General features: G+C 67.7%; 25 protein-coding genes. 12 read left to right on the forward strand and 13 right to left on the reverse strand.

All coding sequences use genetic code 11. The features are described from left to right. The first annotated feature begins 526 nt into the window (after window positions 1–526). The 6 genes from AB4850_RS22105 to AB4850_RS22130 all read left to right on the forward strand — a co-directional run bounded on the left by AB4850_RS22105 (window position 527) and on the right by AB4850_RS22130 (window position 6,309). Complete coding sequence (locus AB4850_RS22105) at window positions 527–1,375, forward strand: amidohydrolase family protein (protein WP_414445117.1); 849 nt, start codon at window positions 527–529, stop codon at window positions 1,373–1,375. A gap of 190 nt (window positions 1,376–1,565) precedes the next feature. Then, on the forward strand, window positions 1,566–2,873 hold the full coding sequence (locus AB4850_RS22110; RefSeq protein ID WP_414445118.1) for an L-fuconate dehydratase: 1,308 nt from the start codon (window positions 1,566–1,568) through the stop codon (window positions 2,871–2,873). A 13-nt stretch (window positions 2,874–2,886) separates the two neighbouring features. Then, window positions 2,887–3,663 carry an SDR family oxidoreductase gene (locus AB4850_RS22115; protein ID WP_414445119.1) on the forward strand — a complete coding sequence of 259 codons (777 nt, stop codon included), beginning with the start codon at window positions 2,887–2,889 and terminating at the stop codon, window positions 3,661–3,663. A 30-nt stretch (window positions 3,664–3,693) separates the two neighbouring features. After that, window positions 3,694–4,032 (forward strand): L-rhamnose mutarotase, encoded by a 339-nt coding sequence (locus tag AB4850_RS22120; protein ID WP_414445120.1) that lies wholly within the window; start codon window positions 3,694–3,696, stop codon window positions 4,030–4,032. Window positions 4,033–4,095: 63 nt separating this feature from the next. After that, on the forward strand, window positions 4,096–5,343 hold the full coding sequence (gene fucP, locus AB4850_RS22125) for an L-fucose:H+ symporter permease (protein ID WP_414445121.1): 1,248 nt from the start codon (window positions 4,096–4,098) through the stop codon (window positions 5,341–5,343). 207 nt (window positions 5,344–5,550) lie between these two features. After that, window positions 5,551–6,309, forward strand: a complete 759-nt coding sequence (locus tag AB4850_RS22130) for a FadR/GntR family transcriptional regulator (protein ID WP_414445122.1) — start codon at window positions 5,551–5,553, stop codon at window positions 6,307–6,309. On the opposite strand, the gene AB4850_RS22135 is transcribed toward AB4850_RS22130, so the two are convergent. From AB4850_RS22135 to AB4850_RS22145, 3 genes are read right to left on the reverse strand one after another with little or no spacing between them, the layout of a single operon-like run. Further along, complete coding sequence (locus AB4850_RS22135; protein WP_414445123.1) at window positions 6,310–6,960, reverse strand: LutC/YkgG family protein; 651 nt, start codon at window positions 6,958–6,960, stop codon at window positions 6,310–6,312. Next, window positions 6,957–8,438 (reverse strand): lactate utilization protein B, encoded by a 1,482-nt coding sequence (locus AB4850_RS22140; protein ID WP_414445124.1) that lies wholly within the window; start codon window positions 8,436–8,438, stop codon window positions 6,957–6,959. Before AB4850_RS22140 ends, AB4850_RS22135 begins: the two co-directional genes overlap by 4 nt. Then, window positions 8,435–9,217, reverse strand: coding sequence for a (Fe-S)-binding protein (locus AB4850_RS22145; protein WP_414445125.1), 783 nt, complete (start codon window positions 9,215–9,217; stop codon window positions 8,435–8,437). The genes AB4850_RS22140 and AB4850_RS22145 overlap by 4 nt, the downstream gene beginning before the upstream one ends. Window positions 9,218–9,400: 183 nt before the next feature. On the opposite strand from AB4850_RS22145, the gene AB4850_RS22150 reads away from it, so the two are divergent. Next, window positions 9,401–10,114 (forward strand): FadR/GntR family transcriptional regulator, encoded by a 714-nt coding sequence (locus AB4850_RS22150; protein ID WP_414445126.1) that lies wholly within the window; start codon window positions 9,401–9,403, stop codon window positions 10,112–10,114. A 36-nt stretch (window positions 10,115–10,150) separates the two neighbouring features. Here the strand turns inward: AB4850_RS22150 and AB4850_RS22155 are convergent, their stop codons facing one another. From AB4850_RS22155 to AB4850_RS22170, 4 genes are all read right to left on the reverse strand, one after another. Beyond that, complete coding sequence (locus AB4850_RS22155) at window positions 10,151–10,690, reverse strand: hypothetical protein (protein WP_414445127.1); 540 nt, start codon at window positions 10,688–10,690, stop codon at window positions 10,151–10,153. A gap of 54 nt (window positions 10,691–10,744) precedes the next feature. Next, the gene (locus AB4850_RS22160) at window positions 10,745–11,188 is read right to left on the reverse strand and encodes an SRPBCC family protein (protein ID WP_414445128.1); all 444 of its coding nucleotides are present in this window, start codon (window positions 11,186–11,188) and stop codon (window positions 10,745–10,747) included. Window positions 11,189–11,305: 117 nt separating this feature from the next. Beyond that, window positions 11,306–11,725, reverse strand: coding sequence for a MarR family winged helix-turn-helix transcriptional regulator (locus tag AB4850_RS22165; RefSeq protein WP_414445580.1), 420 nt, complete (start codon window positions 11,723–11,725; stop codon window positions 11,306–11,308). 114 nt (window positions 11,726–11,839) lie between these two features. Further along, on the reverse strand, window positions 11,840–13,018 hold the full coding sequence (locus tag AB4850_RS22170; RefSeq protein ID WP_414445129.1) for a GGDEF domain-containing protein: 1,179 nt from the start codon (window positions 13,016–13,018) through the stop codon (window positions 11,840–11,842). A 594-nt stretch (window positions 13,019–13,612) separates the two neighbouring features. Between AB4850_RS22170 and AB4850_RS22175 the strand changes: the two genes are divergently transcribed. The 5 genes from AB4850_RS22175 to AB4850_RS22195 all read left to right on the forward strand — a co-directional run bounded on the left by AB4850_RS22175 (window position 13,613) and on the right by AB4850_RS22195 (window position 17,395). Continuing rightward, window positions 13,613–14,143, forward strand: coding sequence for an arsenate reductase ArsC (locus tag AB4850_RS22175; RefSeq protein ID WP_414445130.1), 531 nt, complete (start codon window positions 13,613–13,615; stop codon window positions 14,141–14,143). Between the two features lie 305 nt (window positions 14,144–14,448). Then, window positions 14,449–15,678, forward strand: a complete 1,230-nt coding sequence (locus tag AB4850_RS22180; RefSeq protein WP_414445131.1) for a SpoIIE family protein phosphatase — start codon at window positions 14,449–14,451, stop codon at window positions 15,676–15,678. A gap of 12 nt (window positions 15,679–15,690) precedes the next feature. Further along, window positions 15,691–16,254, forward strand: a complete 564-nt coding sequence (locus AB4850_RS22185; RefSeq protein ID WP_414445132.1) for a SiaB family protein kinase — start codon at window positions 15,691–15,693, stop codon at window positions 16,252–16,254. Window positions 16,255–16,272: 18 nt separating this feature from the next. Further along, window positions 16,273–16,659, forward strand: coding sequence for a DUF1987 domain-containing protein (locus AB4850_RS22190; RefSeq protein ID WP_414445133.1), 387 nt, complete (start codon window positions 16,273–16,275; stop codon window positions 16,657–16,659). A 10-nt stretch (window positions 16,660–16,669) separates the two neighbouring features. Then, on the forward strand, window positions 16,670–17,395 hold the full coding sequence (locus AB4850_RS22195; protein ID WP_414445134.1) for a GGDEF domain-containing protein: 726 nt from the start codon (window positions 16,670–16,672) through the stop codon (window positions 17,393–17,395). Window positions 17,396–17,593: 198 nt separating this feature from the next. On the opposite strand, the gene AB4850_RS22200 is transcribed toward AB4850_RS22195, so the two are convergent. From AB4850_RS22200 to AB4850_RS22225, 6 genes are all read right to left on the reverse strand, one after another. After that, the gene (locus tag AB4850_RS22200) at window positions 17,594–19,078 is read right to left on the reverse strand and encodes an aminotransferase class V-fold PLP-dependent enzyme (RefSeq protein WP_414445135.1); all 1,485 of its coding nucleotides are present in this window, start codon (window positions 19,076–19,078) and stop codon (window positions 17,594–17,596) included. A 286-nt stretch (window positions 19,079–19,364) separates the two neighbouring features. After that, on the reverse strand, window positions 19,365–20,393 hold the full coding sequence (gene proX, locus AB4850_RS22205; RefSeq protein WP_414445136.1) for a glycine betaine/L-proline ABC transporter substrate-binding protein ProX: 1,029 nt from the start codon (window positions 20,391–20,393) through the stop codon (window positions 19,365–19,367). A gap of 125 nt (window positions 20,394–20,518) precedes the next feature. Then, the gene (locus tag AB4850_RS22210) at window positions 20,519–21,511 is read right to left on the reverse strand and encodes an ABC transporter permease (protein WP_414445137.1); all 993 of its coding nucleotides are present in this window, start codon (window positions 21,509–21,511) and stop codon (window positions 20,519–20,521) included. Further along, window positions 21,504–22,691, reverse strand: a complete 1,188-nt coding sequence (locus AB4850_RS22215; RefSeq protein WP_414445138.1) for a quaternary amine ABC transporter ATP-binding protein — start codon at window positions 22,689–22,691, stop codon at window positions 21,504–21,506. Before AB4850_RS22215 ends, AB4850_RS22210 begins: the two co-directional genes overlap by 8 nt. Beyond that, window positions 22,688–23,044, reverse strand: a complete 357-nt coding sequence (locus AB4850_RS22220; RefSeq protein WP_414445139.1) for an NIPSNAP family protein — start codon at window positions 23,042–23,044, stop codon at window positions 22,688–22,690. Before AB4850_RS22220 ends, AB4850_RS22215 begins: the two co-directional genes overlap by 4 nt. After that, complete coding sequence (locus tag AB4850_RS22225; RefSeq protein WP_414445140.1) at window positions 23,041–23,919, reverse strand: alpha/beta fold hydrolase; 879 nt, start codon at window positions 23,917–23,919, stop codon at window positions 23,041–23,043. Before AB4850_RS22225 ends, AB4850_RS22220 begins: the two co-directional genes overlap by 4 nt. Between the last annotated feature and the right edge of the window lie 2 nt (window positions 23,920–23,921).

Genomic DNA, 23,921 nt, shown 5'->3' on the forward strand with positions numbered 1-23,921 from the left:
GCTTTTAAGTAAAGTTCTGCATGTCTGAAGGCCCTGTTGTTTATCAAGCGAGCAGCAACGATCCGCGCTCTATGGCGCCGATTCGTACGCGGGTAAGCATGGCGTGGCCATGCGTTTTCACGCGGCAATGGACGCGCCGCGCGATCTTTTCTGCCAATGACGAATTGATCCGGAGGCCTGACGGTTTGATCCGGACGGTTCAAATGGAAGGCTTGCCGACAATCCCTGAACAACTGCCTGACAATCCAATCCGAGGCTGAATATACAGCGTAATTTTTTGTAATGGTTAAAAAAGTTTGGTGAAATAATTCAGGATGAATTTATTGCCGAATGAGATGCGAAGCATGAAAAAACTGCTGATTCCGGATTGAATCGGCGGCGTCATCGGGCGAATCCGGGTTAGCCCGAATGGTCAGGCCTGCCGGCCTCGTCGATCTTCACTGGATTGGTTGGACCTTTGGTCCGATGGGCGGCCAAGGCTCGGCCACCCCTGGATTCACGACATCACCCATTAGGAACGCGATCGATGCCCTTGCGTCTTGACGCCCATCAGCACTACTGGCGAATCGCCGCGCGCGAAGGCGAGTGGCCGCCGCCGAGCCTCGCACCGATTCATCGCGATTTCGGGCCGGCCGATCTCGCGCCGCACTTACATGAAAGGCAGATGGACGGCACCGTGCTCGTGCAGTCGCTGCCGACGCTCGACGACACGCGCGAACTGCTCGCGCTCGCCCACATCACGCTGAGCGTAAAGGCCGTGGTCGGCTGGGTCGATATGAAAGCGCCCGACGCGCCCGCGCAGATCGCCACGTTCGCCGCCGAACCGAAATTTCGCGGCCTGCGCCCGATGCTGCAAGCGCTGGACAACCACTGGATCGACGACGATGCGCTCGCGCCCGCGGTGGCCGCGATGCTCGCGCACGACCTGCGTTTCGATGCGCTCGTCACGCCTGCGCAACTCGATGCGCTGCATGCGTTCGCGAGCCGCCATCGCACGCTGCCGATCGTGATCGACCACGCCGCCAAGCCGCCGATCGCAAGCGGCGAACGCGCGCCGTGGCACGACGCGATGGCGCGGCTCGCGCAATTGCCGAACGTGTTCTGCAAGCTCTCGGGCCTCTGGACCGAGGCCGACGCGCACACCAGCGCGCAACAGATCGGCGCGTTCATCGATGCAGCCGCCACGCTGTTCGGCCCCGAGCGCCTGATGTGGGGCAGCGACTGGCCGGTGCTGCGGCTCGCGTCGGCGCATGGCGGCTACGCCGATTGGTTCGACACCTGCCGCCGCCATTGCACGCGCCTGTTCGGCGAGGACGACGCCGCGCTCGACGCGATCTTCGGCGGCACCGCGCAACGCTTTTATCGCATCGGCTGAAGCCCCGGCGGCGCGGGCCGTCGAGGGAAAACCCGCAGCGCGGATGGCGTGACGCCGCCCGGCAACCGACGTATGATGGCCATCAAATTGGTTGGACCATTAAACCAATAAGCGCGATGCCGGTACGCCGGCCGCGCCGTTCGCCCTCTCGAAACCCGGCAGTACGCAACACGAAACAAGACAACCGACCATGACGATCATTCGCTCGATGCGCGTCCTCGACGTGCGTTTCCCGACCTCGCAACGGCTCGATGGCTCCGATGCGATGAACCCCGATCCCGATTACTCGGCCGCCTACGTGATCCTCGAAACCGATCGCCCGGGCCTCGAAGGCCACGGCCTGACGTTTACGATCGGGCGCGGCAACGAGATCTGCTGCGCGGCCATCGAGGCCATGCGCCACCTGGTGGTGGGCCTCGATCTCGACTGGATCCGCGAGGACATGGGCCGCTTCTGGCGGCACGTCACGTCCGACAGCCAACTGCGCTGGATCGGCCCGGACAAGGGCGCGATCCACCTCGCCACCGGCGCGGTGGTCAACGCCGCGTGGGACCTGTGGGCCAAGGCCGAAGGCAAGCCGCTGTGGCAACTGGTGGCCGAGATGACGCCGGCGCAACTGGTGCGCTGCATCGATTTCCGCTACCTCGGCGATTGCCTGACCGAGCAGGACGCGCTGCAACTGCTGGAGCGCCAGGCGCCGGGCAAGGCCGAGCGGATCGAGACGCTGCGGCGCGAGGGCTACCCGTGCTACACAACCTCGGCCGGCTGGCTCGGCTACAGCGACGACAAGCTGCGCCGCCTGTGCCGCGAGGCGGTGGAGGCCGGCTTCGACCACGTCAAGCTCAAGGTGGGCGCGAACCTGGAAGACGACATCCGCCGCGTGACGATCGCGCGCGAGGTGATCGGCCCGGATCGCAAGCTGATGATCGACGCCAACCAGGTGTGGGAAGTGGACGAGGCGATCGACTGGGTGCGCGAGCTGGCGTTCGCCAAGCCGTGGTTCATCGAGGAACCGACCAGCCCGGACGACGTGGAAGGCCATCGCAAGATCCGCGAGGCGGTCGGCCCGGTGCAGGTGGCCACCGGCGAGATGTGCCAGAACCGCGTGCTGTTCAAGCAGTTCATCATGCGCGGCGCGATCGACGTGGTGCAGATCGATGCGTGCCGGCTCGGCGGCGTCAACGAAATCCTGGCCGTGATGCTGATGGCCGCCAAGTACGGCCTGCCGGTGTGCCCGCATGCGGGCGGGGTGGGGCTGTGCGAGTACGTGCAGCATCTGTCGATGATCGATTACCTGTGCATCGCCGGCACCCGCGAGGGGCGCGTGATCGAGTACGTCGATCACCTGCACGAGCATTTCGTCGATCCGTGCGTGATTCGCGACGCGGCCTACCTGCCGCCCGCCGCGCCGGGCTTCTCGATCACCATGAAGCCCGAATCGCTCGAACGCTACCGGTTCCGCGGCGCGCAGGCGCAGCCGGCCGACGCGGTGGCCTGAAGGAGATAACAACGTGCATCTCGATCTCGATGGCAAGGTGGTGTTGATCACGGGCGGCGTGTCCGGCATCGGCGGCGCGATCACCGAAGCGGTGGCGGCCGAGGGCGCGATTCCGGTCGTGCTCGATCGCAACGCGCCCGACGAGGCGTTCGCCTCGCGGTTGCGCGATCGCCAGCCCCGCACGCGCTTTTTGCGCACCGACCTGCTCGACGACGCGCAATGCCGCGCGGCCGTCGACACGGCAATCGCCGAATTCGGCCGCATCGACGGCCTCGTCAACAACGCCGGCGCGAACGACGGCGTGGGCCTGGGCGCGGGCCGCGCGGCGTTCGTGGCCTCGCTCGAACGCAACCTGCTGCATTACTACGCGATGGCGCACTACTGCGAGCCGCACCTGAAGGCGAGCCGCGGCGCGATCGTCAACATCTCGTCGAAGACGGCGCTGACCGGGCAGGGCGGCACCAGCGGCTACTGCGCGGCCAAGGGCGCGGTGCTGTCGCTCACGCGCGAATGGGCCGCGTCGCTGGCCGCCGACGGCGTGCGCGTGAACGCCGTGGTGCCGGCCGAGGTGATGACGCCGCTCTACGAAACCTGGCTCGGCAGCTTCGATGATCCGGCCGCCAAGCTCGACGCGATCACGCAGCGCATCCCGTTCGGCAAGCGCATGACCACGCCGGCCGAGATCGCCTCGACCGCCGTGTTCCTGCTGTCGCCGCGCGCCTCGCACACCACCGGCCAGTGGCTGTTCGTCGACGGCGGCTACACGCACCTGGATCGCGCGCTCGGCTGAGGGCGGCCCCACACACAAGGAGACACGACGATGCGGCACTGCCTGGCGCTGGACCTGAAGGACGATCCCGAATCGATCGCGCGCTACGAGGCGCATCACGCGCGGATCTGGCCGGAGATCGCCGCGCACCTGCGCGGGCAGGGCGTGCGCGAGATGGAAATCTGGCGGATCGGCAACCGCCTGACGATGGTGATGGAAACGGACGACGCGGTGTTCGACGCTGCCCGCATGGCGGCGGCGAGCCTTGCCGACCCGAAGGTAGTGGAGTGGGAGACGCTGATGGGCACGTTCCAGCAGCCGACCCCGTGGACCCCGGCCGGAACCAAATGGACGCCGATGGCGCGCGTTTTCGACCTGGCCGGGCAATGACGACAGCCGGCGACGGCACCCCGTAACAGCACATCGAGACTGACACGGAAGGAGACAGGAATCATGCAACAGGCATCGGGAGCCGGCTTGGCGCCGGCCGGCACGGCCGAACGTACGCGCGACTGGCGCACGGCGTTCATTTTGGTGACCAGCCTCTTTTTCATGTGGGGGCTGTCGTACGGTTTGCTCGACGTGCTGAACAAGCATTTTCAGGACGTGCTGCACGTCAGCAAGGCGCAGTCGGGCCTGTTGCAGGGCGCGTATTTCGGCGCGTATTTCGTGATGGCGATTCCGGCCGCGATGCTGATGGAGCGCTTCGGCTACAAGCGCGGCATCCTGCTGGGCCTCGCGCTCTACGCGATCGGCGCGCTGCTGTTCATTCCGGCCTCGTCGGCGGCGAGCTTTCCGTTCTTCCTGTTCGCGCTGTTCGTGATCGCCTCGGGCCTTGGTTGCCTGGAGACGGCCGCCAACCCGTACGTGACCGAACTCAGCACGCCCGAGACGGCCGAGCGGCGGCTCAATCTTTCGCAGTCCTTCAATGGCCTCGGCAGCTTTCTCGGGCCGCTGATCGGCGGTGCATTCTTCTTCCGCGCGTCGGCCGCGCCGCAGGTGGCCAGCGAAGGGCTGGGCTCGGTGCGCATCACCTACGTGGCGATTGCCGCCGTGGTGGTGCTGCTGGCGCTGCTGATCGCACGCACGCCGATGCCCGACATCCGCCGCGCGGCCTCGCCGGCACAGCGGGCGGCGGGCGCCTCGGTCTGGTCGCGGCCGCACTTCGTCGGCGGGATCGTCGCGCAGTTCTTCTACGTGGCCGCGCAGGTGGGCGTGGGCGCGTTCTTCATCAACTACGCGATCGTCCACTGGCCCGATCTCACGGCGCAACGCGCCTCGTTCATGCTGTCGGTGGCGTTGCTGCTGTTCATGGCCGGGCGCTTCATCAGCACGGCCCTGATGGCGAAGGTGTCGCCCGCCGCGATGCTGACCGTCTACGCGCTCGCCAACGTGGTGCTGACGGCAGTGGTGCTGGCCGGCATTCCGGTGGTGTCGGTGCTGGCGCTGATCGGCGTGTTCTTCTTCATGTCGATCATGTTCCCGACCATCTTCGCGCTCGGCGTCAAGGATCTCGGGCCGCACACCAAGCGCGGCGCGTCGTACCAGGTGATGTCGATCGTCGGCGGCGCGATCATGCCGTATGCGATGGGCCGGGTGGCCGATACCTCGGGCGTGAGCATCGCCTACGCGCTGCCGCTGGTGTGCTTCGCGATCGTCGCGTGGTACGGCTGGCGCGGCAGCCGCGTGGTGGATGCCTGAGCGCGTGGGGCGGGGCGAGCGCGCATGGTCCGGCTGCGTGCGGGCCGCTGGCCCCGGCCCGATACACGGCGTCGCGCGCGCCCGGCGCCGCAGCGGCGGCGGCCCGGCAGCGCGGACGTATTAGAATCGGCGTCTGGCTCGCGGTCGTTGCCTGAACGGCACCGGCCGCGAGCCGTTTCGATCCCGACGGGTCCCGCCAGCGAACGTATGCCGATCCAACCCATTCAGAACCGCCGCCTCTACCAGCAGATCGCCGACCAGCTTCGCGCGATGATCGAATCCGGCAGCTTTCCGCCGGGCAGCTACTTGCCGCCCGAGCGCGAGCTGGCCGCGCAATTCGGCGTGTCGCGCACCTCGGTGCGCGAGGCGCTGATCGCGCTGGAGGTGATCGGGATGGTGTCCGTGCGCGTGGGCGACGGCGTGTCGGTGCGCCAGCGCGAGCAGCCCGCGGGCGACACGCCGCCGGCGCGCGCCGCTGCACGTTCGAGCGTGCTCGAAGTCGATCCCGAACTCGGCATCGAATTCGATCTCGACGCCGAGATCCCGCCGTTCTCGCTGTTGCAGGCGCGCAAGCTGATCGAGCCCGAGGCGGCCGAGCTGGCCGCGCTCCAGGCGTCCGACGCGCAGCTTGCGGCGGTTCGCGAGGCGTTCCTGCGCAACCAGCAGGACAACCGCAGCGGCTCGACCACGCACCCCGGCGACCGGCTGTTCCATATCCGCATCGCCGAGGCCAGCGGCAACGAGGCCTACGCGATGATGATCAAGCAGTTGCTCGCGCATCGCTACGACCTGCTGTTCCAGCGCCTGCAAACGCTCTATACGCCGCGCGACATGCCGCATCGCTCCGAGGTTGAGCACCGCGCGATTCTCGACGCGCTGGAGGCGCGCGACGCGAAGGGCGCGCGCCGCGCGATGCTGACCCACCTCAATTCGGTGATCCGGATCTTTTCGCGGCAGTCGGCGTGATCAGGCCGGTTTCGCCAGCAACACCACCGTCAGCGAGCGCACGCCCTGTGCGCCCTGGATCAGCACGCCCTCGATGTCGGCCGTGGCCGACGGCCCGGTGACGAGCGCCGCGTAGCGCGCGCCGTGGAAATCGGGCAGGCGATACAGATCCTGCAAGCCGTCGACGAGATCGGCCGGATCGAGCAGCACCACCAGGTGCTGGACCAGATAGCCGAGCGCATTGACGCCGTATTCGGCCTCCGACAACCACACCGAGCCGGTTTCCGCCACGCCGTAGCGTGCCCGCACCACGCCCACCTCGACCTCGTGCAGCGAGGCCGGCGCGCGCGCCGGATCGAGCGGCGCGGCGCCCGGCACCTCGGGCGCGGCCGACAGCGGCACATGGCCCGGGAAGCGCTCGGCAAACCAGCCGGGCAGGTCCTGCACCGAATCGAGCGCGACGTGCTTGCCGCCCATCGTCGCGAGGCTCGCGCAGAAGCGTTCGCGGCGGTCGCCGGGCGGCGTGTCGAACACCGGCAGCGCGGGCAACGGATGCGGATCGTCGCCGCTGGCGGCCGCGAACGGCGCGCGCGCCGCGCCACCGTCCTCGCGCACGGCGACGCGCTGCGCCGCCCGCACGCGCAACAGGAATTCCTCGCGGGTGGTGCTCATCGTTGCGTCTCCTTGTCGGCGGCCGGGGTATTGGCGTCGGCCGGGGTGTCTTCGGTGGGGTCGGGAAGGTTTGGCGGCGTCGCGCCCTTGCCGCGATTCGCCTCGTACCAGTCGCGGAACGTCTGGCGCGGCGCGTCGGGCAGCGTGCGGCCCTTGCCCCAGGTGTTCAGCGGGTTGTAGAGCACGAGGTTCGGCAGGCGGTGCAGGGCCGTCTGCATCGAGCGCACCGAGGCGCGATAGAGCGCCGGGTTCGCCAGCAGCTTGCCGGCCACCTTGATCAGCCCGCGCTTGACGCGCGGCAGTTCGCCTTCCTCGGCCACGATCTGCCGCCAGCGGTAAAGCTGTTCGTGGATGTTGATCTTGACCGGGCAGACGTTGGTGCAACTGCCGTTCATGGTGGAGGCGAACGGCAGCGTGCTGAAGCGCTTGAGGTCGTAGGCCGGGTTCAGGATCGCGCCGATCGGCCCGGCGTAGGTGCTGCCGTACGACAGGCCGCTGCTGCGCCGGTACACCGGGCAGGTGTTCATGCAGGCGCCGCAGCGGATGCATTTCAGCGAATACCAGAAGTCGTCCATCGCGAGGCGCGCCGAGCGGCCGTTGTCGACGATCACGAAATGCATCTCGGTGCCGGGGCGCGGCTGGCGGAAATGCGAGGTGTACTGCGTGATCGGCGAGCCGAGCGCGCTGCGCGACAGCAGCCGCACGAACACGCCGAGGTCGGCCACGCGCGGAATCAGCTTCTCGATGCCCATGGAGACGATATGCACGGGCGGCACGTTCGCCGACAGGTCGGCGTTGCCCTCGTTGGTGCAAACCACCACCGTGCCGGTTTCGGCCACCGCGAAGTTGCAGCCGGTCATGCCCGCGCCCGCTTCGAGAAACGCCGGGCGGGTGGTGACGCGCTGGCTTTCGGCCAGGTAGTGGATGTCGTGATTGGTCGGATCGGTGCCGAGCGTGCGGCCGAACAGCTCGGCCACGTCGCCGCGCAGCTTGTGCACGGCCGGCATCACCACATGCGACGGCGGCTCGTTGTCGAGTTGCTGGATGCGCTCGCCGAGGTCCGTCTCCATCACGCTCACGCCGCGCGGCGCCAGATATTCGCGCAGCTCGCATTCGTCGGTCAGCATCGATTTGCTCTTGACCAGCGAGGTCACGCCATGCGATTCGAGGATTCGGTACACCGCCTCGTTGTGCGCCTCGGCGTCGAGCGCCCAGTGCACCTTGACGCCGTTCGCCTCGGCGTTGGTGGCGAACTGGTCGAGGTAATCGGCCAGCCGCGACAGCGTGTGCTCCTTGATCTGCGAGGCCAGCGCGCGCAGCGTTTCCCATTCCTCGATCGAGGCGGCCTGCGCGTCGCGCTTCTTGCGGATGTCCCACAGGCGGCGGTCATGGAACGCCACGTGATCGGTCTTGGCGAGGAACGCCTCGGCGGCCTTCGCGTGATCCACCTTGGGGAGGTTGCGGGTCGGCTTGCTCATGCGTGGGCCTCCTGGCCGGCGGCCGGCGCGAGTTGCGCGGCGTCGATGCCGTTCAGCACCTGGGCGATGTGCAGGAAGCGCATCGGAGTTTTCTCGCGCGCGGCGCAGCCTTGCTGGTGCATCAGGCACGACATGTCGGCCGACACGATGAACTGCGCGCCGGCCTGCAGGTGGTCGCGCACCTTGTCCTGGCCCATCCGCACCGACACCGCCGCCTCCGACACCGAGAACGTGCCGCCGAAGCCGCAGCATTCGTCGGGCCGGGCCGGCGCGGCGAAGCGGATGCCGCGCACGCCGTCGAGCAGCGTGCGCGCCTTCGACCACGGCTCGCCCGGGATCTCGCTCATCGAGGCCGCGTGCAGATGGCGGATCGCGCTGCAACTGTTGTGCAGGCCCACCGTGTGCGGAAACGCGGCCCAGGGGAACTCGCGCACCTTCAGCACGTCGTGCAGGAATTCGGTCAGCTCGTAGGTGTTGGCGCGCACCGCCGCGATGCGCGGCGATTCGCCCGCCGCCGTCAGATGCTGGCGCACGTGGTGGACGCAGCTCGACGACGGCGCGACCACGTAGTCGTAGCCCGCGAAGTTGTCGACGAACAGCGCTTGCGCGCCGGCCGCGTCCGAATCGCAGCCGTTGTTGGCCATCGGCTGGCCGCAGCAGGTCTGGCGGCGCGGGTAATCGACGTCGAGCCCGAGCTTTTCGAGCAGTTCGAGCGTCGCGATGCCGACCTCGGGGTAGAGCGCATCGATGAAACAAGGCACGAACAGGGCCACCTTCATGGAATTCTCCTGCGGGGGATGCGAGGCGCGCGTCGGGGCGGGCCGTGTTGTTCGGGGAGTCGCGGGCCGGGGCGCGGGGCGGTGATCGCCTGCCGCGTGCGTCGGACTGCGCAAGCGCCATGATCGACAGCCGGAGGGCGATCCGGCAAACTGGTACGACCAGTTTACCTACCTCGACCCTTCATGAAGACAGCCACCCGAACCGACCGCATCCAGCGCGAGATCGAAACGCAATTGCTGGAGGGCGTGTGGTTGCCCGGCGAGCGCATTCCGGGCGAGCGCAAGCTGGCGGACGCGATGGGCGTGGCGCGCTCGACGGTGCGCACGGCCTTGCAGCGGCTGGTGGCGCGCGGGCTGCTGACGAGCCGGCCGATGTCGGGTTTCTACGTATCGGAAAGCTTGCAGACGGGGCTGATCTCGCCGTGGCGGCAACTGGTGGGCGACCATCCGGAGCTGCGCCCCGACATGCTCGAATTCCGGCTGATGCTAGAGGGCACCACCGCGTATCTGGCCGCGCTGCGCGCCGGCCCCGACGATCTGCAACGGATTCAGGACGTGCTCGACGGCATGGTGGCCGCGCATCGCGACGGCGACCACGAACGCGAATCGCGGCTCGACGGCGATTTCCACGCGGCGCTGGCCAGCGCCTCGCACAACGCCATGCTGCGGCATCTGCAAGGCAGCCTCGCGAAGATGCTGCATACCCATATCTCGCTGAACAACCGCAACCTGTTCGCCTTGCGCGAGCAGGTGGGCGAGCAGATCCTCGCGCAGCATCTGGCCTTGTGGGAGGCGATCCGCGCGCGCCAGCCGGAGGAGGCGCGGCGGCGGATGGTCGAGCATATCGGCTTCGTCTGGCAGAAGCTCGAACCCGATCTGCCGGTGACGGCGATGTGAGAAGTGCGGTTCAGGCCAGGGGTTCAGGCCCGGGGTTCATACGATCGCCAGCGTGAAGAAGCCGGTGGCGGCATCCATTTCCGCCGTGACCTGGGCATTCGGATTCGTGGTGGTGGCCGTCGCGGTGGTCACGCCGTCGATGACGGCATAGAACGAATACGTGTCGCCGATCGTCAACGTCTGGGTGTCGAACGAACGCTCCACGACCACGCTTTGCAGCAGCGTGTCGTATTGCGATATCGAGAACGTCACCGGGCCGAGCGTGGTTTTCACGAACTGCAGTTGATCGGCGACGGTGCTCGCCCCGACCTCCATGTCGAAATCGTACGTGCCTTGCGGCCCGGTCTGCTTGACCTGCGCGAGAAAGCTGGCCTCGCCGGTGATGGTGGCCGGCGCCGACGTATACGTGTCGCCGTCGATCAGCGTGGAGGCGGTGACTTCGAACCTGTCGTTGGCGGCCATCGTCAAGCGTGCCTGAGGCTCCAGGCCCGGCGGCCGGGCAATGATCTGCTGCCCTCTAGCGACAACGAACTGCGCGATATACGGCGTGGTGTTCAGGAACGTCAGTTGGCTCATGGAGGTCTCCTCGATGCCGTTGCGATTGTGTCGTGAAATCTTGTCGAACGGGCCTTATCGCGCCGCGTCGTGTTCGCCTTCGGCCAGCGCTTTCGCGCGCGCCAGCCCCAGCGCATACAAGCCCTCGTAGTGCGCGATCATGCGCGCCGCGCCCTGCGGATCGTTCGGCTTGAAGCGGCTTTGCCAGGTGGCTTTCGCGCTCGCGTCGCCGGTGCGCTCGACCGACAGCGTGGCGATGTAGTCGGTCACCGGGTCCGGGCCTTCGAGGATCGTGTAGCTGTAGCGGCGCTCGGCGTCGCTGTGTTCGAGCAGTTGCTCGACCACCACCAGCCCGCCCCGGATTTCCAGGTGGCGCGTGCGGCCGTCGTCGGACAGCCGCGAGGCCAGCACCGGCGCGAGCCAGACGGGCAGGGCATTGAAGCCGCCGACGATGGCCCACACGCGTTCGGCGGGCGCGGCGATCTCGACGGATTGGCTGACATTCGGCTGGGTGGGCATGGTGCGCTGTCCTGATGATCGAAAAGGAGCGTCGAGTATGCGGGCGCGGCGCGCGGGCTGCCAGCCGCCGTCGATCGAATTTCCCTTGCCCCGCGATCAACAATCGGTGCGGCGGATTCAACCGGCCAGCGCTTCGGTCAATTGATAGATACCGTCGCTGAACGCTTGCAGGTCGGGCTTGCCGCCCTGGCGTTCGAGATCGCGTTGCGCTTCCTGCCAGTCGGGCAGGCAGGTTTCGTACAGCGCCTCGCCGGTGCGCGTCAGGCACCACAGATGCACGCGGCGGTCCGCCTGATCGGGCTGCGAGCGCACCAGCGCGCGCGTGCGCAGCGTGGCGAGCGTTCGGCTCAGGGTGGTCTGGTCGAGCAGCAGCGCGTCGGACAGCGCGCGCATCGAGGCGGGTTCGGCGCGAAACAGCGCTTTCAGGATCGTGAACTGCGTGACCCGCACACCGTGACGCGACAGCCGCGCATCGTAGATCGCCGTGACGGCGCGGGCGGCCTGCCGCAAGGTGGCGCAATGGCAATCGAGTTTCAACGGGCCGTGATTCATGCCGTGCTCACCTTATCCGGATCGAAGACTGCATAGGCTGCATGGGTTGTGTGATGGCGGCGTTTCCCGTCCGGCCAGGCCACGACGTACCGAGCGGCATCAAGCCGGCACGGCCGCGTCCTGTTCGAGCGGCGCGCGCGCCGTGCAGATCGCGTTGCGGCCTTGTTGCTTGGCGTCGTAAAGCGCGCGGTCGGCACGCACATACAGGCGTTCGAGCGTGTCGCCGTCCTCGGCCATCGCTACGCCCCCGCTGATCGTGTAGCGGCACGGCCCCGACGGCGTATCGGCCGTGTGCGCCGCCACCGCGATGCGCAGGCGCTCGCCCACCTGCCAGGCCTCACGCTCCGACAGCCCCGGCAGCAGCACGCCGAATTCCTCGCCGCCCACCCGCCCGAACGTTGCGTCGGCGCGCAGGTTCTCGAGCGCCAGCACCGCGAAATCGCGCAGCACGGCGTCGCCGCCCGCGTGGCCGAATACATCGTTGATCGCCTTGAAGTAATCGAAATCGATCAGCAGCAGCGCGACCTTGCGGCAAGACGTGCGCTTCTTCAACTGGTTGCGTGCGATCAGCTCGAAGCGCTTGCGCGACAGCAGGCCGGTCAGGTAATCGCGGTTCGACGCCTCGCTGGCATCGGCCAGCAGCTCGTCGTGCACCAGCATCATCGCGGCCATCGACAGCATCGGCAGCACCGCGGAGCCGATGGTCGAGAGGATCACGCTGCCCGGCGTGGCGAGCAGCGCCGGTGACGACGCGGCGTGCAGATGCAGGAACCAGAAGCCGCGCACCAGCTCCATGGCGGCGCAGATCGTGGCCAGCGTGGCGATCGCGAGATAGGGATAGCGGCGTCGGCCGGGCTGGCGCGGCCGGGTGATGGCGTAGACGGTGGCGAGGCTGGTGGCGGCGAAATACATGCTGACCGCGAACACGCGCACCTGGATGTTGTCGACCACGAAGCGCCAGTAGCCCAACACGCCGCCGAGCACGATCAGCGCCAGCAGCCAGGCGGGCCAGCCGGGCTGGCGGTTCATGAAGCGCGCGCAGCCGGCGAAGAAGCAGGTGGCCGCCACCGCCATCAGCAGGTTGGCCGGCACGATCACGAACACGTCGTGCACGTGGCCACGCAGCAGCATCAGGCTCAAGCCGAGCGCCATCACCAGGTTCGAGGCCATCCATTCCCGCACGCCGCGCACGCGCGAGTGCGCCAGCGAGCCGAGCAGCGCCAGCAGGAGCAGGCTCATCATCGCGGACGACACCAGGGCGACGGTTGGATTGGGCATGGCGTGGGCTAGGTCGGCAGATCGTCAAGGCGGCGCACCGGCTGTCCGCACAGGGCCGTCGAGCGAAGGCGGCCGACGCGGCGGGGTGCGGCGCTGCCAGCACGCATCGGCTCACCGGTCGGACGTTCTGCCCCGGACATGCTTGGTCTCGATCCCGCTGATTGAGTGATCCTGTTCGTGCGGTGCCCAGCCCGGCGGCTTCGCCGGATGGCTGCCAGGACACTGCGTCGCGTGATTGTAGGGGGTCAAAACCGGACTGGCCACAGCGCGCGCATGGATTTGTGCAAATTTTGCAAACAATATGCGATTCGAGTGCCTGGCATGCCAAGCACAGGCAGTTATTTTTACCGATCGTCAGGCGGCGGAAAGCGGACTGTCAATGGCGAACGCGCCGCCGAAGCGCGATGGCCATTCACATGACCGATCTGACAGCCAAGCCAGGCAAGGACTTAGGTAAATCCCTCGATTTATCGAATAATCGATGAGATAAATCATGATAAAAGTAACAATTACCGAATTCGGTCACGAGCGCGAAAAAATTCCTCTTAACAATGAGTGCGATCGATGTCTTGATCGCGACAACTGGGAGGCGAAATGGATCGCAAGTTCAACGTGCTGTTCCTGTGCCGGGCAAACGCGGCACGCAGCATCATGGCCGAGGCCTTGCTGCGGCAACTGGCGCCGGGCCGTTTCGAGGCGTTCAGCGCCGGCGTCGAGCCGGAGCAGGACGTGCATCCGCTGGCGATCGCGCAACTGCGCGCGACGATCGGCGATCTGGGCAAGCTGCGGCCCAAGAGCTGGCTGACCTACACGGCCGACGACGCGCCGCGCATGGACGTGATCATCTCGATGAGCCCCGAAGTGGCCGAGGAACACGCGCCGGCCTTTCACGGCGCGCCGCTGTTCTGCACCTGGAATTACCCGGACCCGTTGATGGCCGAAGGCAACGAGGCCGAGCGGCAGCGCGAATTCGAACGCGTGTTCCGGCAGATCCTGCGCCGCATGAGCGTGTTCGTGGCGTTGCCGCTCGATTCGATGCGCCGCGACGCGCAGCGCGATGCGATCGACACCGCCGCGCAGGGCGGCGCGATCGATCGGGCCAATGAACTTCAGCCCGCACCCTGAAGAGTTGCGCGTGTCGTGCCGTAAACCCATGTGCGGGTCGCCGCCGTTTTTTGCCCGTTTTTTGCCGTTGCGGGCACGCGGCGACCCGGGATCGGCCCACGGCGCGTCGACGAAAAAATTCGACGTGCCACGCGCGAAAGTCCCATGCGCACGGGCGATTCGAATTCCTCTGACGATAGGAAACGTTTGCGGAAATCCGCTTTCCGGGCTTTCGCAAATACACCCGATGTCGTACGTGTTTTGTCACATTGTGTACACGTAGACTCGTTAGCGTCCGTTGTTTCCTCCTCACCCGCCGCGTTGCCATGCATCCTGCTTTCTCGAGGTTCCGCCGTTCCTCAGCATCCGGAAACCCGCGCACGGCCGGCGATCTCTGCCACGACGTGCCCTGCGTCGATGCCGGGGATCCGAACTCGGTGGTGATGGAGATCTTCTCGTCGCGACGCGACATGGGCAGCCTGGCGGTGATCGAGGCCGATCGCCCGATCGGCCTGATCAACCGCAATATCTTCCTGTCGCAGATGAGCAAGCCGTTCCATCGCGAGCTGTACGACAAGAAGAGCTGCATCGCGTTCATGGACAAGGAGCCGCTGATCGTCGATGCCGACATCAGCATCGAGGCCTTGGCGTTCCGCACCGTCGAGGCGGGCGAGAAGGCGCTGGTCGACGGCTTCGTGGTGACGCGCGAGGGCCGCTTCGTGGGCCTCGGCAGCGGCCTGCAACTGGTCAGCGCGGTGGCCGAGATCCAGGCCGAGAAGAATCGCGAGGTGATGCAGAGCATCGAGTATGCGAGCGTGATCCAGCGCGCGATGCTGAGCGCCTCCAGCGAGACGCTGTCGAAACTGCAGGGCGCGGCGATGGCCTGGCAGCCGCGCGACGTGGTCGGCGGCGATTTCTACCATTTCTCGGCGAACGACAAGGGCTGGTTCGGCGCGGTGGCCGATTGCACGGGCCACGGCGTGCCGGGCGCGTTCATGACGATGCTGGCGTCGGCCTCGCTGTCGAAGGAACTGGAGCAGACCGGCCCGCGCGACCCGGCGGCGCTGCTGGCCGCGGTGAATCGCAACGTCAAGAGCCTGCTCGGGCAGGCCAAGGGTTCGGCCGAGCGCACGGAATCCGACGACGGGCTCGACGCGGCGTTCTTCTGGTTCGATGCCATCGAGAGCGTGCTGCATTTCGCCGGCGCGAAGATCGGCCTATATATCCTCGCGCCGGGCGCCGAGCAGTTCGACACCCTCGCCGCCGACCGGATGGGCGTGGGCTACGTGGACAGCCGCGCCGATTACGCCTGGAAGCTGCATTCGCTGCCGGTGGCCGCGGGCAGCGTGCTGTTCGTCTGTACCGACGGCCTGACCGACCAGATCGGCGGCCCGCGCAAGATCGCCTTCGGCCGCCGCCGCGCGCTCGATACGATTCGCGCGCATCGCGACGCTGCCCCTGCGGCGATCTGCGAGCGGATCAACGAGGCGCTGGCCGAATGGCAGGGCCGGCAGCCGCGCCGCGACGACGTGACGTTTTTTTGTGCCCGTATCTAGTCAACCGCAACCATGTCTCACATGCTCGAACAAGACAGCGCATTTTTCGACCTGGCGCAGCGCCGCAACGTGCTGTTCTATCACAAGGGTTACTTCTCCCATAACATCGTCGCCGCGATGGGCGAGGTGGTGAAGTTGCAACTGGAAGTGGCCGGCGTAGCCGGCCCGACACGCCGCAAGCTGTTCTCGTCGTTCATCGAACTGTCGCAGAACATCATTCATTACTCGCTCGACGCGCTGCAGCCCGGCGGCGACGGGCAGGGCGCGATCCGCGAAGGCGCGGTGTGCGTCTCGAAGGACGGCGACCGCCACGTGATGTGGTGCGTCAATCCGGTGGCGACCAGCCAGGTCGAGCCCCTGCGCAACAAGCTCGAACCGCTGCGCACCATGTCGCTGGAAGAAATTCGGCAGGCATACAAGGTATCATTGCGCGCCGAAACACCCGAGGACAGCAAGGGCGCAGGCCTGGGCTTCCTCACCATGGCGCGCGATGCCAGCGCGCCGCTGGAATTTGCTTTTTATCCGCGTGACGACGATTCCGGGATCACGCTGTTTTGTCTCACGGCCATCATCTGAGTAGGAGGCACTCGATCCATGGATAACCTTTACATTGCCGCCACGACGACGTCGCCTGAGATCGATTTCCGTTTCGATCAACATCAGCTGGCGATCAAGGGCGAGTCTTACCCCGAAAACGCGGCTGCATTCTATGCCCCCATCATCGAGCAATTGGGTCAGTACCTCGACGCCAGCTCCGGGGCCGAAATCACAATCAATGTCGCGCTGACCTACTTCAACAGTTCGAGCACCAAGATGCTGTTCAGCATTTTCGATTCGCTCGATCAGGCCGCCCAGTCGGGCAGCCATGTGGCGTTGAACTGGTATCGCGACGAGGAAGACGAGACGATCGCCGAATTCGGCGAGGAACTGAAGGCGGATTTCGGCGCCATCGAGTTCACCGATCGTCCAGTCGCGCATTAAGGAAGGCAAGGTGAGTTCGACGTCTTCACGAGACACGTCCGCGGGCGCCGCGCCCGATCTGTTCCAGAACGAGAGCGCCGCGCTCGAACGCGCGCGCGCCACGCACCTGGCGGGCGACGCCGATGCCGATACCTATCGCCGCTCGCTCGGCGAACTGATCGAGCATTACGAGCGGCTGATGCGCGAGACGCGGCGGCTGATCGGCCGCAGCGATCGCGCCGAGCGCGAGATGCAGGCGCTGGCGCAGCAACTGGCGCATCGCGCCTCGCACGATGCGCTGACCGGCGTGCTGAATCGCAGCGCCGTGATCGAGTTGACCGCCAAGACCTTGCGCACCAGCAACGCGGCGATGGTGGTGCTCGACATCGACGAGTTCAAGCGGGTCAACGACGATTTCGGCCACCCGGTCGGTGACCTGGTGATCCTCGGCGTGGTCGATTGCCTGCGGCGCATCGTGGGCGAGCTCGGTTTCATCGGGCGGGTGGGCGGCGAGGAATTCACCGTGCTGCTGCCGCGCAGCGATTTCGCCCACGCGGCCGACCTGACCGAGCGCATGCGGCAGAGCATCAGCGATTCGCTCTCGGTGCCGCAGGTGCCCCGGCGCATCACGGCCAGCTTCGGCGTCAGCGTCAACGTGGCCGGCACCAGCTTCGATACCGCCTACGGGCTGGCCGATGCTGCGCTGTACCGGGCCAAGCGCGGCGGGCGCAATCGCGTGGAATTCGCCGAGCAGTAAGGGGCGAGGGCGGCCATGGGCTGCCTCGTCCGGGTTTTTCTTCGGTTTTCCCCGTCGTTTCCCATGGCCGGCTTGCCCGGATTTTTCCGCCGTGCCGCGGCTTGCGGCGCATCGCATCCCATCTTCCGCCGTGCCGATTTCCCTGGCTGACTTGCCGTGCCGCTCGAACGCGCGCGGTCACGCCGCGCCGGGCAAGCCCTATGCGTGCTCAGCCGCCGCGCGCCGCGTGGCGAGCCGGTCCCACAGCAGGCTCGCGCGGTTGCCGCTGCGGCAGTACGCGAACACCGGCTTCGGCAGTGCGTCGATCAGCGCGGCGAACGCATCGAGTTCCGGCTCGCCGATGCCGTTGGCCGATGCGATCGGCAGATGGCGCGCTTCGAGGCCAAGCGCGCGGGCGCTCGCGGCGATCGTCTCGAAGGCCGGCTGATCGGCGCTTTCGCCATCGGGCCGGTTGCACAGGATCGAGCGGAAGCCCGCGTCGCGGATCGCCTTCAGGTCGGCCGGTGCGATCTGGCGTGACGCCGTGAAACCGCTGGCCTCGGCGGCGCGGCACGATGCGATGGCCCGGCGAAAACACTCGACGGCGAAATCGACGTCCTGTTCGGTCGTGAAGCGCCCGAAGCTCAGGCGCACGGTGCGGCCCGCCGCGCCGGCATCGAGGCCGATCGCGCTCAACACGTGCGACGGCGTGCCGGCCGCCGAATTGCAGGCCGAGGTGGACGACACCGCGAGCGACTCGCCGAGCATGAACGGCAGGAAGCCGGGCACGTCGACGCGCAGGCTCGAGGTGTGCGGAATGCGCGCGGCCGCTTCGGCGTTCTGCACCACGTTGCCGAGTGCCCGGATGGCCGCGCTCAGGCGCGCGTTGAGCGCCGCGATACGGGCGATTTCGGCTTGCAGCTCACTGGCCGCCAGCTCGCAGGCCACGCCCATGCCGACGATCTGATGGGTGGCCAGCGTGCCCGAGCGCAGGCCCTGCTCGTGGCCGCCGCCGTGCATCTGCGGCGCGATGCGGGCCGCGATCTCGCGGCGCACGTACAGCGCGCCGATGCCCTTCGGGCCATATACCTTGTGCGCCGACATCGACAGCAGGTCGATGCCGAGCGCCTGCACGTCGATCGGCGTCTTGCCGAGCGCCTGCGCGGCATCGACATGCAGCAGCGCGCCGGCCGCATGCACCACGCGCGCGATCGCGCCGATGTCGGTCAGCGTGCCGATCTCGTTGTTGACCAGCATCAGCGACACCAGGCCGGTGTCGGGGCCGATGGCGGCCGCCACGGCAGCCGCCGTGATCGCGCCGGTGGCGTCGGGCGCCACGTGGCTCACCGCCAGGCCCTGCCTGGCCAGATGCGCCATCGTATCGAGCACGGCCTTGTGTTCGAGGCGGCTCGTGACGAGGTGGCGCCGGTCGGTGGCCCGTTCGGCATAGCCCTTCAGCGCGAGGTTGTTCGATTCGGTCGCGCCCGAGGTCCAGACGATCTCGTCGGGCTGCGCGCCGATCAACGCGGCCACTTGCCGGCGGGCCTGTTCGACGCGCACGCGTGCCGCGCTGCCGGCCGCATGCGAGCTGGACGCCGGGTTGCCGAACACGCCGTCGAGGCCGAGGCAATCGGCCATTGCGGCGATCACGCGAGGGTCGGCCGGCGTGGTGGCGGCGTAGTCGAGGTAATGCAAGGTGTTCATGTCTGGCCTTCTGCCCCTTTCTGAGTGGAAGAAATGATACGTGGGGCAGCCCGGAAAAAATCTCCAAACTTTGTTCTGAAATCGCCGATCCGGGGAATAAATTTCTCCGCCGTGGCGGCGCGCGGCATTGGTGGCGGCGGCAGCAGCGGAGGCAGCGGGGGCACGACGGCGGGAGCGGGCCGCCGTCGCGTGGTGACGGGGTCGCGCCGTTCCTTCGTCGTGCCGTCAGGCGGTCGCGCCCATGTCCGCGCCACGCATCGACTGCTCGATGCGTGGTGTACGGACTTCAGTGCGCCGCGCTCGCCGTGGCGACCCACTGATCGAACTGCGCCTTGTTGCCGTCGAGCCAATCGGTCGCGAGCTTGCGGATCAGCGTTTGCGAACCGCCGTTGCGGCTGATCGCGTATTCCCAGCCGGACCACGTCGACGACGGGAACTTGATCTGCTCGACCAGCACGCGCACCGCCGGGTTCGCGGCGATGAACGCGCGGTTCGCCACCGAGGTCCAGTTCCACGAGGCCATCGCCATCCGGCACGGGTCGGCGTTGCCGGCGCAGCCCTGCACGCCGTTGACGAGCGGCGAGCCGGTGTTGCTGACGTTCGGCGGCAGCGCGGCCTCGGGCGTCGGCAGCCACACCACGTCCTTGCCGGGCACCAGCGCGTTGACCGTCCACGACGGGCTCCAGGCGTAGAAGAACGCCGGTTTGCCCTGCCGCACGCGCGCCACGGTATCCACCATCAGCGCTTCGTACTTGCCGCGCACGGCCCGCACGGTGTTTTGCAGCCCGAAACGATTCAACTGGTAATCGACCACGTCGCCGCAGCTCCAGCCCGGGTCGCAACTGATCAACTGAGCCTTGCCGTCGTTGCCGAACAGGGCGGCCAGCTTCGGGTCCTTCAACTGCGCGAGGTTGGTGATCTTGTAGGCGTCGGCCGTCTTCTTGTCGATCAGATAGCCGTTGATGCCGCCGCCGATGATCATGCCGGTGCCGACCACCTGCGCGTCCTTCTCGACCGAGCGGAACGCCAGCTCGCGCTGCGGGAAGTTCACGTCGGTCGCCAGATCCTCGTCACCCTGCGCCGCCGCCTGGAAGAACAGCGTCGTGTTCATGGTGGTCAGCTTCACGTCGTAACCGAGCTGTTTGATGCCCTGCATGACGATCTGGGTGGCGACGTAGTTGCCCCCGAAACTGTCGCCCTGCGCGTAATGCACGGTCTTGCCCTTGCCGGGCAAGGTTTGCGCCCCGGCGGGCAGGCCCGCCATCATCATCACCGCGAGCGCTGCCGCGCCGCATGCTGCCGCCAACGTCTTCATCAAGCCACTCCTGCATGGGTAGGATCGTCGTCCGGCGTTGCCGCCGGATGGCCCGGGCACGGGGTGCCGGGCCGGTTGGTTTTACTTCGAAACTTCGCAATGCCACGGCGTGCGGCGCGGCGCGCTTACAGCGCCTGCCGGCTGTCGCTGTCCTGCGGCAGCGGGTGGCCCGGATGGGAAGGCGGGGAGGCCGGAGCCGTGCCGCCGGCGCCGCTTCGGGCGGCGCGCTCGCCGCGCACGAAGCGGCCCAGCACGGTGCGCCAGCCGCTGCCGCCCGAGGGGCGGGCGCGCGCCAGTTTCTGCGTGATGCGGTCCAGCATCATCGCGAGCAGCACGATGGCGATGCCGCCGATCGCGGCCTGCCCGACGTCGAGCCGGCCGAGCCCTTGCAACACCACCAGCCCGAGCCCTTCGGCGCCGATCATCGAGATCACCACCGACATCACCATCGCGGTCAGCACCGTCTGGTTCAGGCCGCCGAGGATGGTCGGCACCGCGAGCGGCAGTTGCACTTCCCACAGCAGTTGCCGGCGGTCCGCGCCGAACGCGAGGCCGGCTTCCACCAGCTCGTGATCGACCATCCGGATGCCCAGATGCGTGAAGCGGATCAGCGGCGGCATCGCGGCCACCACCACGGCCACCTCGCCCGGCACCGTGCCGACGCCGAACAGCATCACCACCGGCACCAGATAGACGAAGGTGGGCGTGGTCTGCATCACGTCGAGCAGCGGCTGCACGATGCGCCAGACGCGCTCGCTGCGGGCGCAGGCGATGCCGACCGGAATCCCGATCGCGGCGCAGAACACGATCGCGGTGACGATCAGCGCCAGCGTGGTCATCGCGTCGGCCCACACGCCGAGCGCGGCGATCGCCACCAGCCCGGCCAGCGTGAATATGCCGATCGCCTTGCCGGCCGCGCGCCACGCCACCAGCGCGGCGAGCACCACGAACACCGGGAACGGCAGCGCGTGCAGCGCATCGACGTTCGCCTCCAGCAGCTTCTGGATCGGCCACTTGATCACGGAAAACAGCGGGCGCAGATGCAACGCGACCCATTGCACGAAGGTCTGGATCCAGTCCGCGACGGGGAATACCGCCAGGTCGTCGGCTTTAAGCATGATGGACTCCGTTGGCGCTTTGCGCGCCGATGCGGGCGAGCACGCGGGCCGCCTCCAGTTGGCCGACCAGGCGGCCGGCTTCGTCGGTCACGCCGATCGTGCCGTGGTTGCCGAAATGCGGCGCGGCGTCGATCAGGCGCGCCGAGGCGGGCACGCAGGCGATGCCGCGTTCGAGCGGCGGCAGTGCGCCGCCGTCGCGCAGCGCGGCCAGTTGCGCGGCGTCGCGGCGGGCCAGCGTGCCGAGCAGGCGCGTGTCGGCGTCCACCACGAACGCCGGGCCGGCCGCGCCGTCGCCGAGCACGCGCCAGCCGTCGCGTTGCACCAGCGTGTCGAGCGCGGTCATCGAGGCCTCCGCGCAGAACAGCCTGGCGCGATCCACCTCGCGCGTGAAGCCGGCCACGTAATCGCTGCCCGGCTCCGTCACGATCGATTGCGGCGTGCCTTCGCGCACCAGCCGCCCCTCGGACATGATGGCGATGCGCGTGCCGAGCTTCAGCGCTTCCTGGAAGTCGTGCGTGATGAACAGGATGGTCTTGTTCAGCGTGCGTTGCAGGCGCAGCAATTCGTCCTGCATCTCGGCGCGGATCAGCGGATCGAGCGCGCTGAACGCCTCGTCCATGATCAGCACGTCGGCGTCGGTGGCCAGCGCGCGGGCCAGGCCGACGCGCTGGCGCATGCCGCCGCTCAGTTCGTGCGGCATCTTCTCGGCCCAGCGCCCGAGGCCCACCACCTCCAGCACCTGGGAGGCGCGCTTGCGGCGCGCCTCGGCCGACATGCCGCGCAGCTTCAGGCCGAACTCGACGTTCTCGATCACGCGGCGGTTCGGCAGCAGTGCGAAATGCTGGAACACCATCGAGATGCGCTTGCGGCGCACTTCGCGCAGCGCGCGCTCGTCGAGCGTGCACAGATCCTCGCCGTCGAGCAGGATGCGCCCGGCGCTCGGCTCGTTGAGGCGGTTCACGCAGCGCGCCAGCGTGGATTTGCCGGAGCCGGACAGGCCCATGATCATGTACATCGCGCCGGCGGGCACGCTCAGCGACACGTCGTCGAGGCCGACGGCCTGGCCGGTGTCGCGCAGCACGTCGGCCTTGGTCGCGCCCTGGCGCAGCATGCCGAGCGCGCGCTCGGGGCGGTCGGTGAACACCTTGTACAGGTTTTCGATGGTCAGGCGTGGGGTCATGCTCGGAGCTCCTTCGACGGTTCGCCGGCGCCGGGCAGCGCGCGCAGCGGCGAGAATGCGGTCGGCACCAGGATGCGGTTTTCCGCGTGTTCGATCCACTCCGACAGGCGCGGCACGAACGCCTGCCAGCGCGCGTCGTCGGCGAGGCGCTGGCGGCGCGCGCGGCGATCTTCGAGATCGGCGTAGCCCCACCAGTGCACCACCTGGCTCAGTACGCCGATCTCGGTGGTGAAATAGCCGAGCAGGTTGCCGAGCACCGGCTGTTGCAGCGGCAAGGCCTCGTCGCGCACCAGCGCCAGGAAGCGCGCCATGCCGCCGTTGCGGATCTTGTAGATGCGTTCCTCGACGATCATCGTTCGTCCTCCTGCACATCCGGCGAAACATCCGACGAAACATCGAGCGTGGCGTCGAGCAGGAAGCGGCGTATCAGCGCGGCCACCGCATCGGGTGCTTCGTTGAGGATCGAATGGCGCAGGCCGGGCAGGATCGCCAGTTGCGAACGGGCGATCCGCTCGTGCATGTAGCGCGCCATGCGCGGGTTCGAGCCGAGGTCGTCCTCGCCGGTGGCGATCAGCGTGGGCACGGCGATCTGGTCGATCAGGCCGCCGAAATCGGTCTGCGCGAGCAGCCGGTAGGCGGCCGCGTAGCAGGCCGGATCGTTCTCGGCGTTGCGGCGGCGCAGCTCCGCCACCAACTGCGGGTGCGCGGCCTGGAACGGCTCGGTCAGCCAGCGCGACAGCGACGCGTCGTAGTGCGCGCCGCGCTCGCCGGCCTGCAGCGCGGCCAGCCGCGCCAGCACGCGGGTGCGTTCGTCATCGGTGCGGCCGGCCACGGTGGACAGCAGCACCAGCCGGTTCAGGCGTGCCGGCTCGGTCAGCGCAAGACGCTGCGCGACCAGCCCGCCGAGCGAGAAGCCCGCCAGGTCGAAGCGCGCGAAGCCGGCATGATCGGCCAGCGCGATCACGTCGCCGACGAACTCGTCGATCTCGTAGCGGCCCGGCACGCGCGTCGAGCCGCCGTGGCCGCGCAGGTCGAAACTGAGCACGCGAAAGCCGCTGCCGAGCGCGTCGATGGTGGCCTGCCACGCGTCGAGATACGAACCGACACCATGCACGCAGATCAGCGCGCGCGGGCCGTCGCCTTGCAGCCGGTAGTGGAGCGCCACGTCGCCGCGCACGAAGTGCGCGTCGATGGCCGAGGGCGGGGCGGCGGGAAGGGCGTCACGCATCG

It is taken from the genome of Burkholderia sp. 22PA0106, from assembly GCF_047497155.1.
In the GTDB taxonomy this organism is placed as follows: domain Bacteria; phylum Pseudomonadota; class Gammaproteobacteria; order Burkholderiales; family Burkholderiaceae; genus Burkholderia.

Excerpts from the sequence above, each read along its gene's own strand:
- AB4850_RS22210 (WP_414445137.1), bottom strand. The coding sequence starts at position 21,511 with ATGCTTAAAGCCGACGACCTGGCGGTATTCCCCGTCGCGGACTGGATC.
- AB4850_RS22200 (WP_414445135.1), bottom strand. The coding sequence starts at position 19,078 with ATGAACACCTTGCATTACCTCGACTACGCCGCCACCACGCCGGCCGAC.
- AB4850_RS22190 (WP_414445133.1), top strand. The coding sequence starts at position 16,273 with ATGGATAACCTTTACATTGCCGCCACGACGACGTCGCCTGAGATCGAT.
- AB4850_RS22130 (WP_414445122.1), top strand. The coding sequence starts at position 5,551 with ATGCCGATCCAACCCATTCAGAACCGCCGCCTCTACCAGCAGATCGCC.
- AB4850_RS22120 (WP_414445120.1), top strand. The coding sequence starts at position 3,694 with ATGCGGCACTGCCTGGCGCTGGACCTGAAGGACGATCCCGAATCGATC.
- AB4850_RS22185 (WP_414445132.1), top strand. The coding sequence starts at position 15,691 with ATGTCTCACATGCTCGAACAAGACAGCGCATTTTTCGACCTGGCGCAG.
- AB4850_RS22170 (WP_414445129.1), bottom strand. The coding sequence starts at position 13,018 with ATGCCCAATCCAACCGTCGCCCTGGTGTCGTCCGCGATGATGAGCCTG.
- AB4850_RS22135 (WP_414445123.1), bottom strand. The coding sequence starts at position 6,960 with ATGAGCACCACCCGCGAGGAATTCCTGTTGCGCGTGCGGGCGGCGCAG.
- AB4850_RS22180 (WP_414445131.1), top strand. The coding sequence starts at position 14,449 with ATGCATCCTGCTTTCTCGAGGTTCCGCCGTTCCTCAGCATCCGGAAAC.
- AB4850_RS22220 (WP_414445139.1), bottom strand. The coding sequence starts at position 23,044 with ATGATCGTCGAGGAACGCATCTACAAGATCCGCAACGGCGGCATGGCG.
- AB4850_RS22140 (WP_414445124.1), bottom strand. The coding sequence starts at position 8,438 with ATGAGCAAGCCGACCCGCAACCTCCCCAAGGTGGATCACGCGAAGGCC.
- fucP (WP_414445121.1), top strand. The coding sequence starts at position 4,096 with ATGCAACAGGCATCGGGAGCCGGCTTGGCGCCGGCCGGCACGGCCGAA.
- AB4850_RS22105 (WP_414445117.1), top strand. The coding sequence starts at position 527 with ATGCCCTTGCGTCTTGACGCCCATCAGCACTACTGGCGAATCGCCGCG.
- AB4850_RS22110 (WP_414445118.1), top strand. The coding sequence starts at position 1,566 with ATGACGATCATTCGCTCGATGCGCGTCCTCGACGTGCGTTTCCCGACC.
- proX (WP_414445136.1), bottom strand. The coding sequence starts at position 20,393 with ATGAAGACGTTGGCGGCAGCATGCGGCGCGGCAGCGCTCGCGGTGATG.
- AB4850_RS22175 (WP_414445130.1), top strand. The coding sequence starts at position 13,613 with ATGGATCGCAAGTTCAACGTGCTGTTCCTGTGCCGGGCAAACGCGGCA.
- AB4850_RS22145 (WP_414445125.1), bottom strand. The coding sequence starts at position 9,217 with ATGAAGGTGGCCCTGTTCGTGCCTTGTTTCATCGATGCGCTCTACCCC.
- AB4850_RS22225 (WP_414445140.1), bottom strand. The coding sequence starts at position 23,919 with ATGCGTGACGCCCTTCCCGCCGCCCCGCCCTCGGCCATCGACGCGCAC.
- AB4850_RS22215 (WP_414445138.1), bottom strand. The coding sequence starts at position 22,691 with ATGACCCCACGCCTGACCATCGAAAACCTGTACAAGGTGTTCACCGAC.
- AB4850_RS22150 (WP_414445126.1), top strand. The coding sequence starts at position 9,401 with ATGAAGACAGCCACCCGAACCGACCGCATCCAGCGCGAGATCGAAACG.
- AB4850_RS22155 (WP_414445127.1), bottom strand. The coding sequence starts at position 10,690 with ATGAGCCAACTGACGTTCCTGAACACCACGCCGTATATCGCGCAGTTC.
- AB4850_RS22160 (WP_414445128.1), bottom strand. The coding sequence starts at position 11,188 with ATGCCCACCCAGCCGAATGTCAGCCAATCCGTCGAGATCGCCGCGCCC.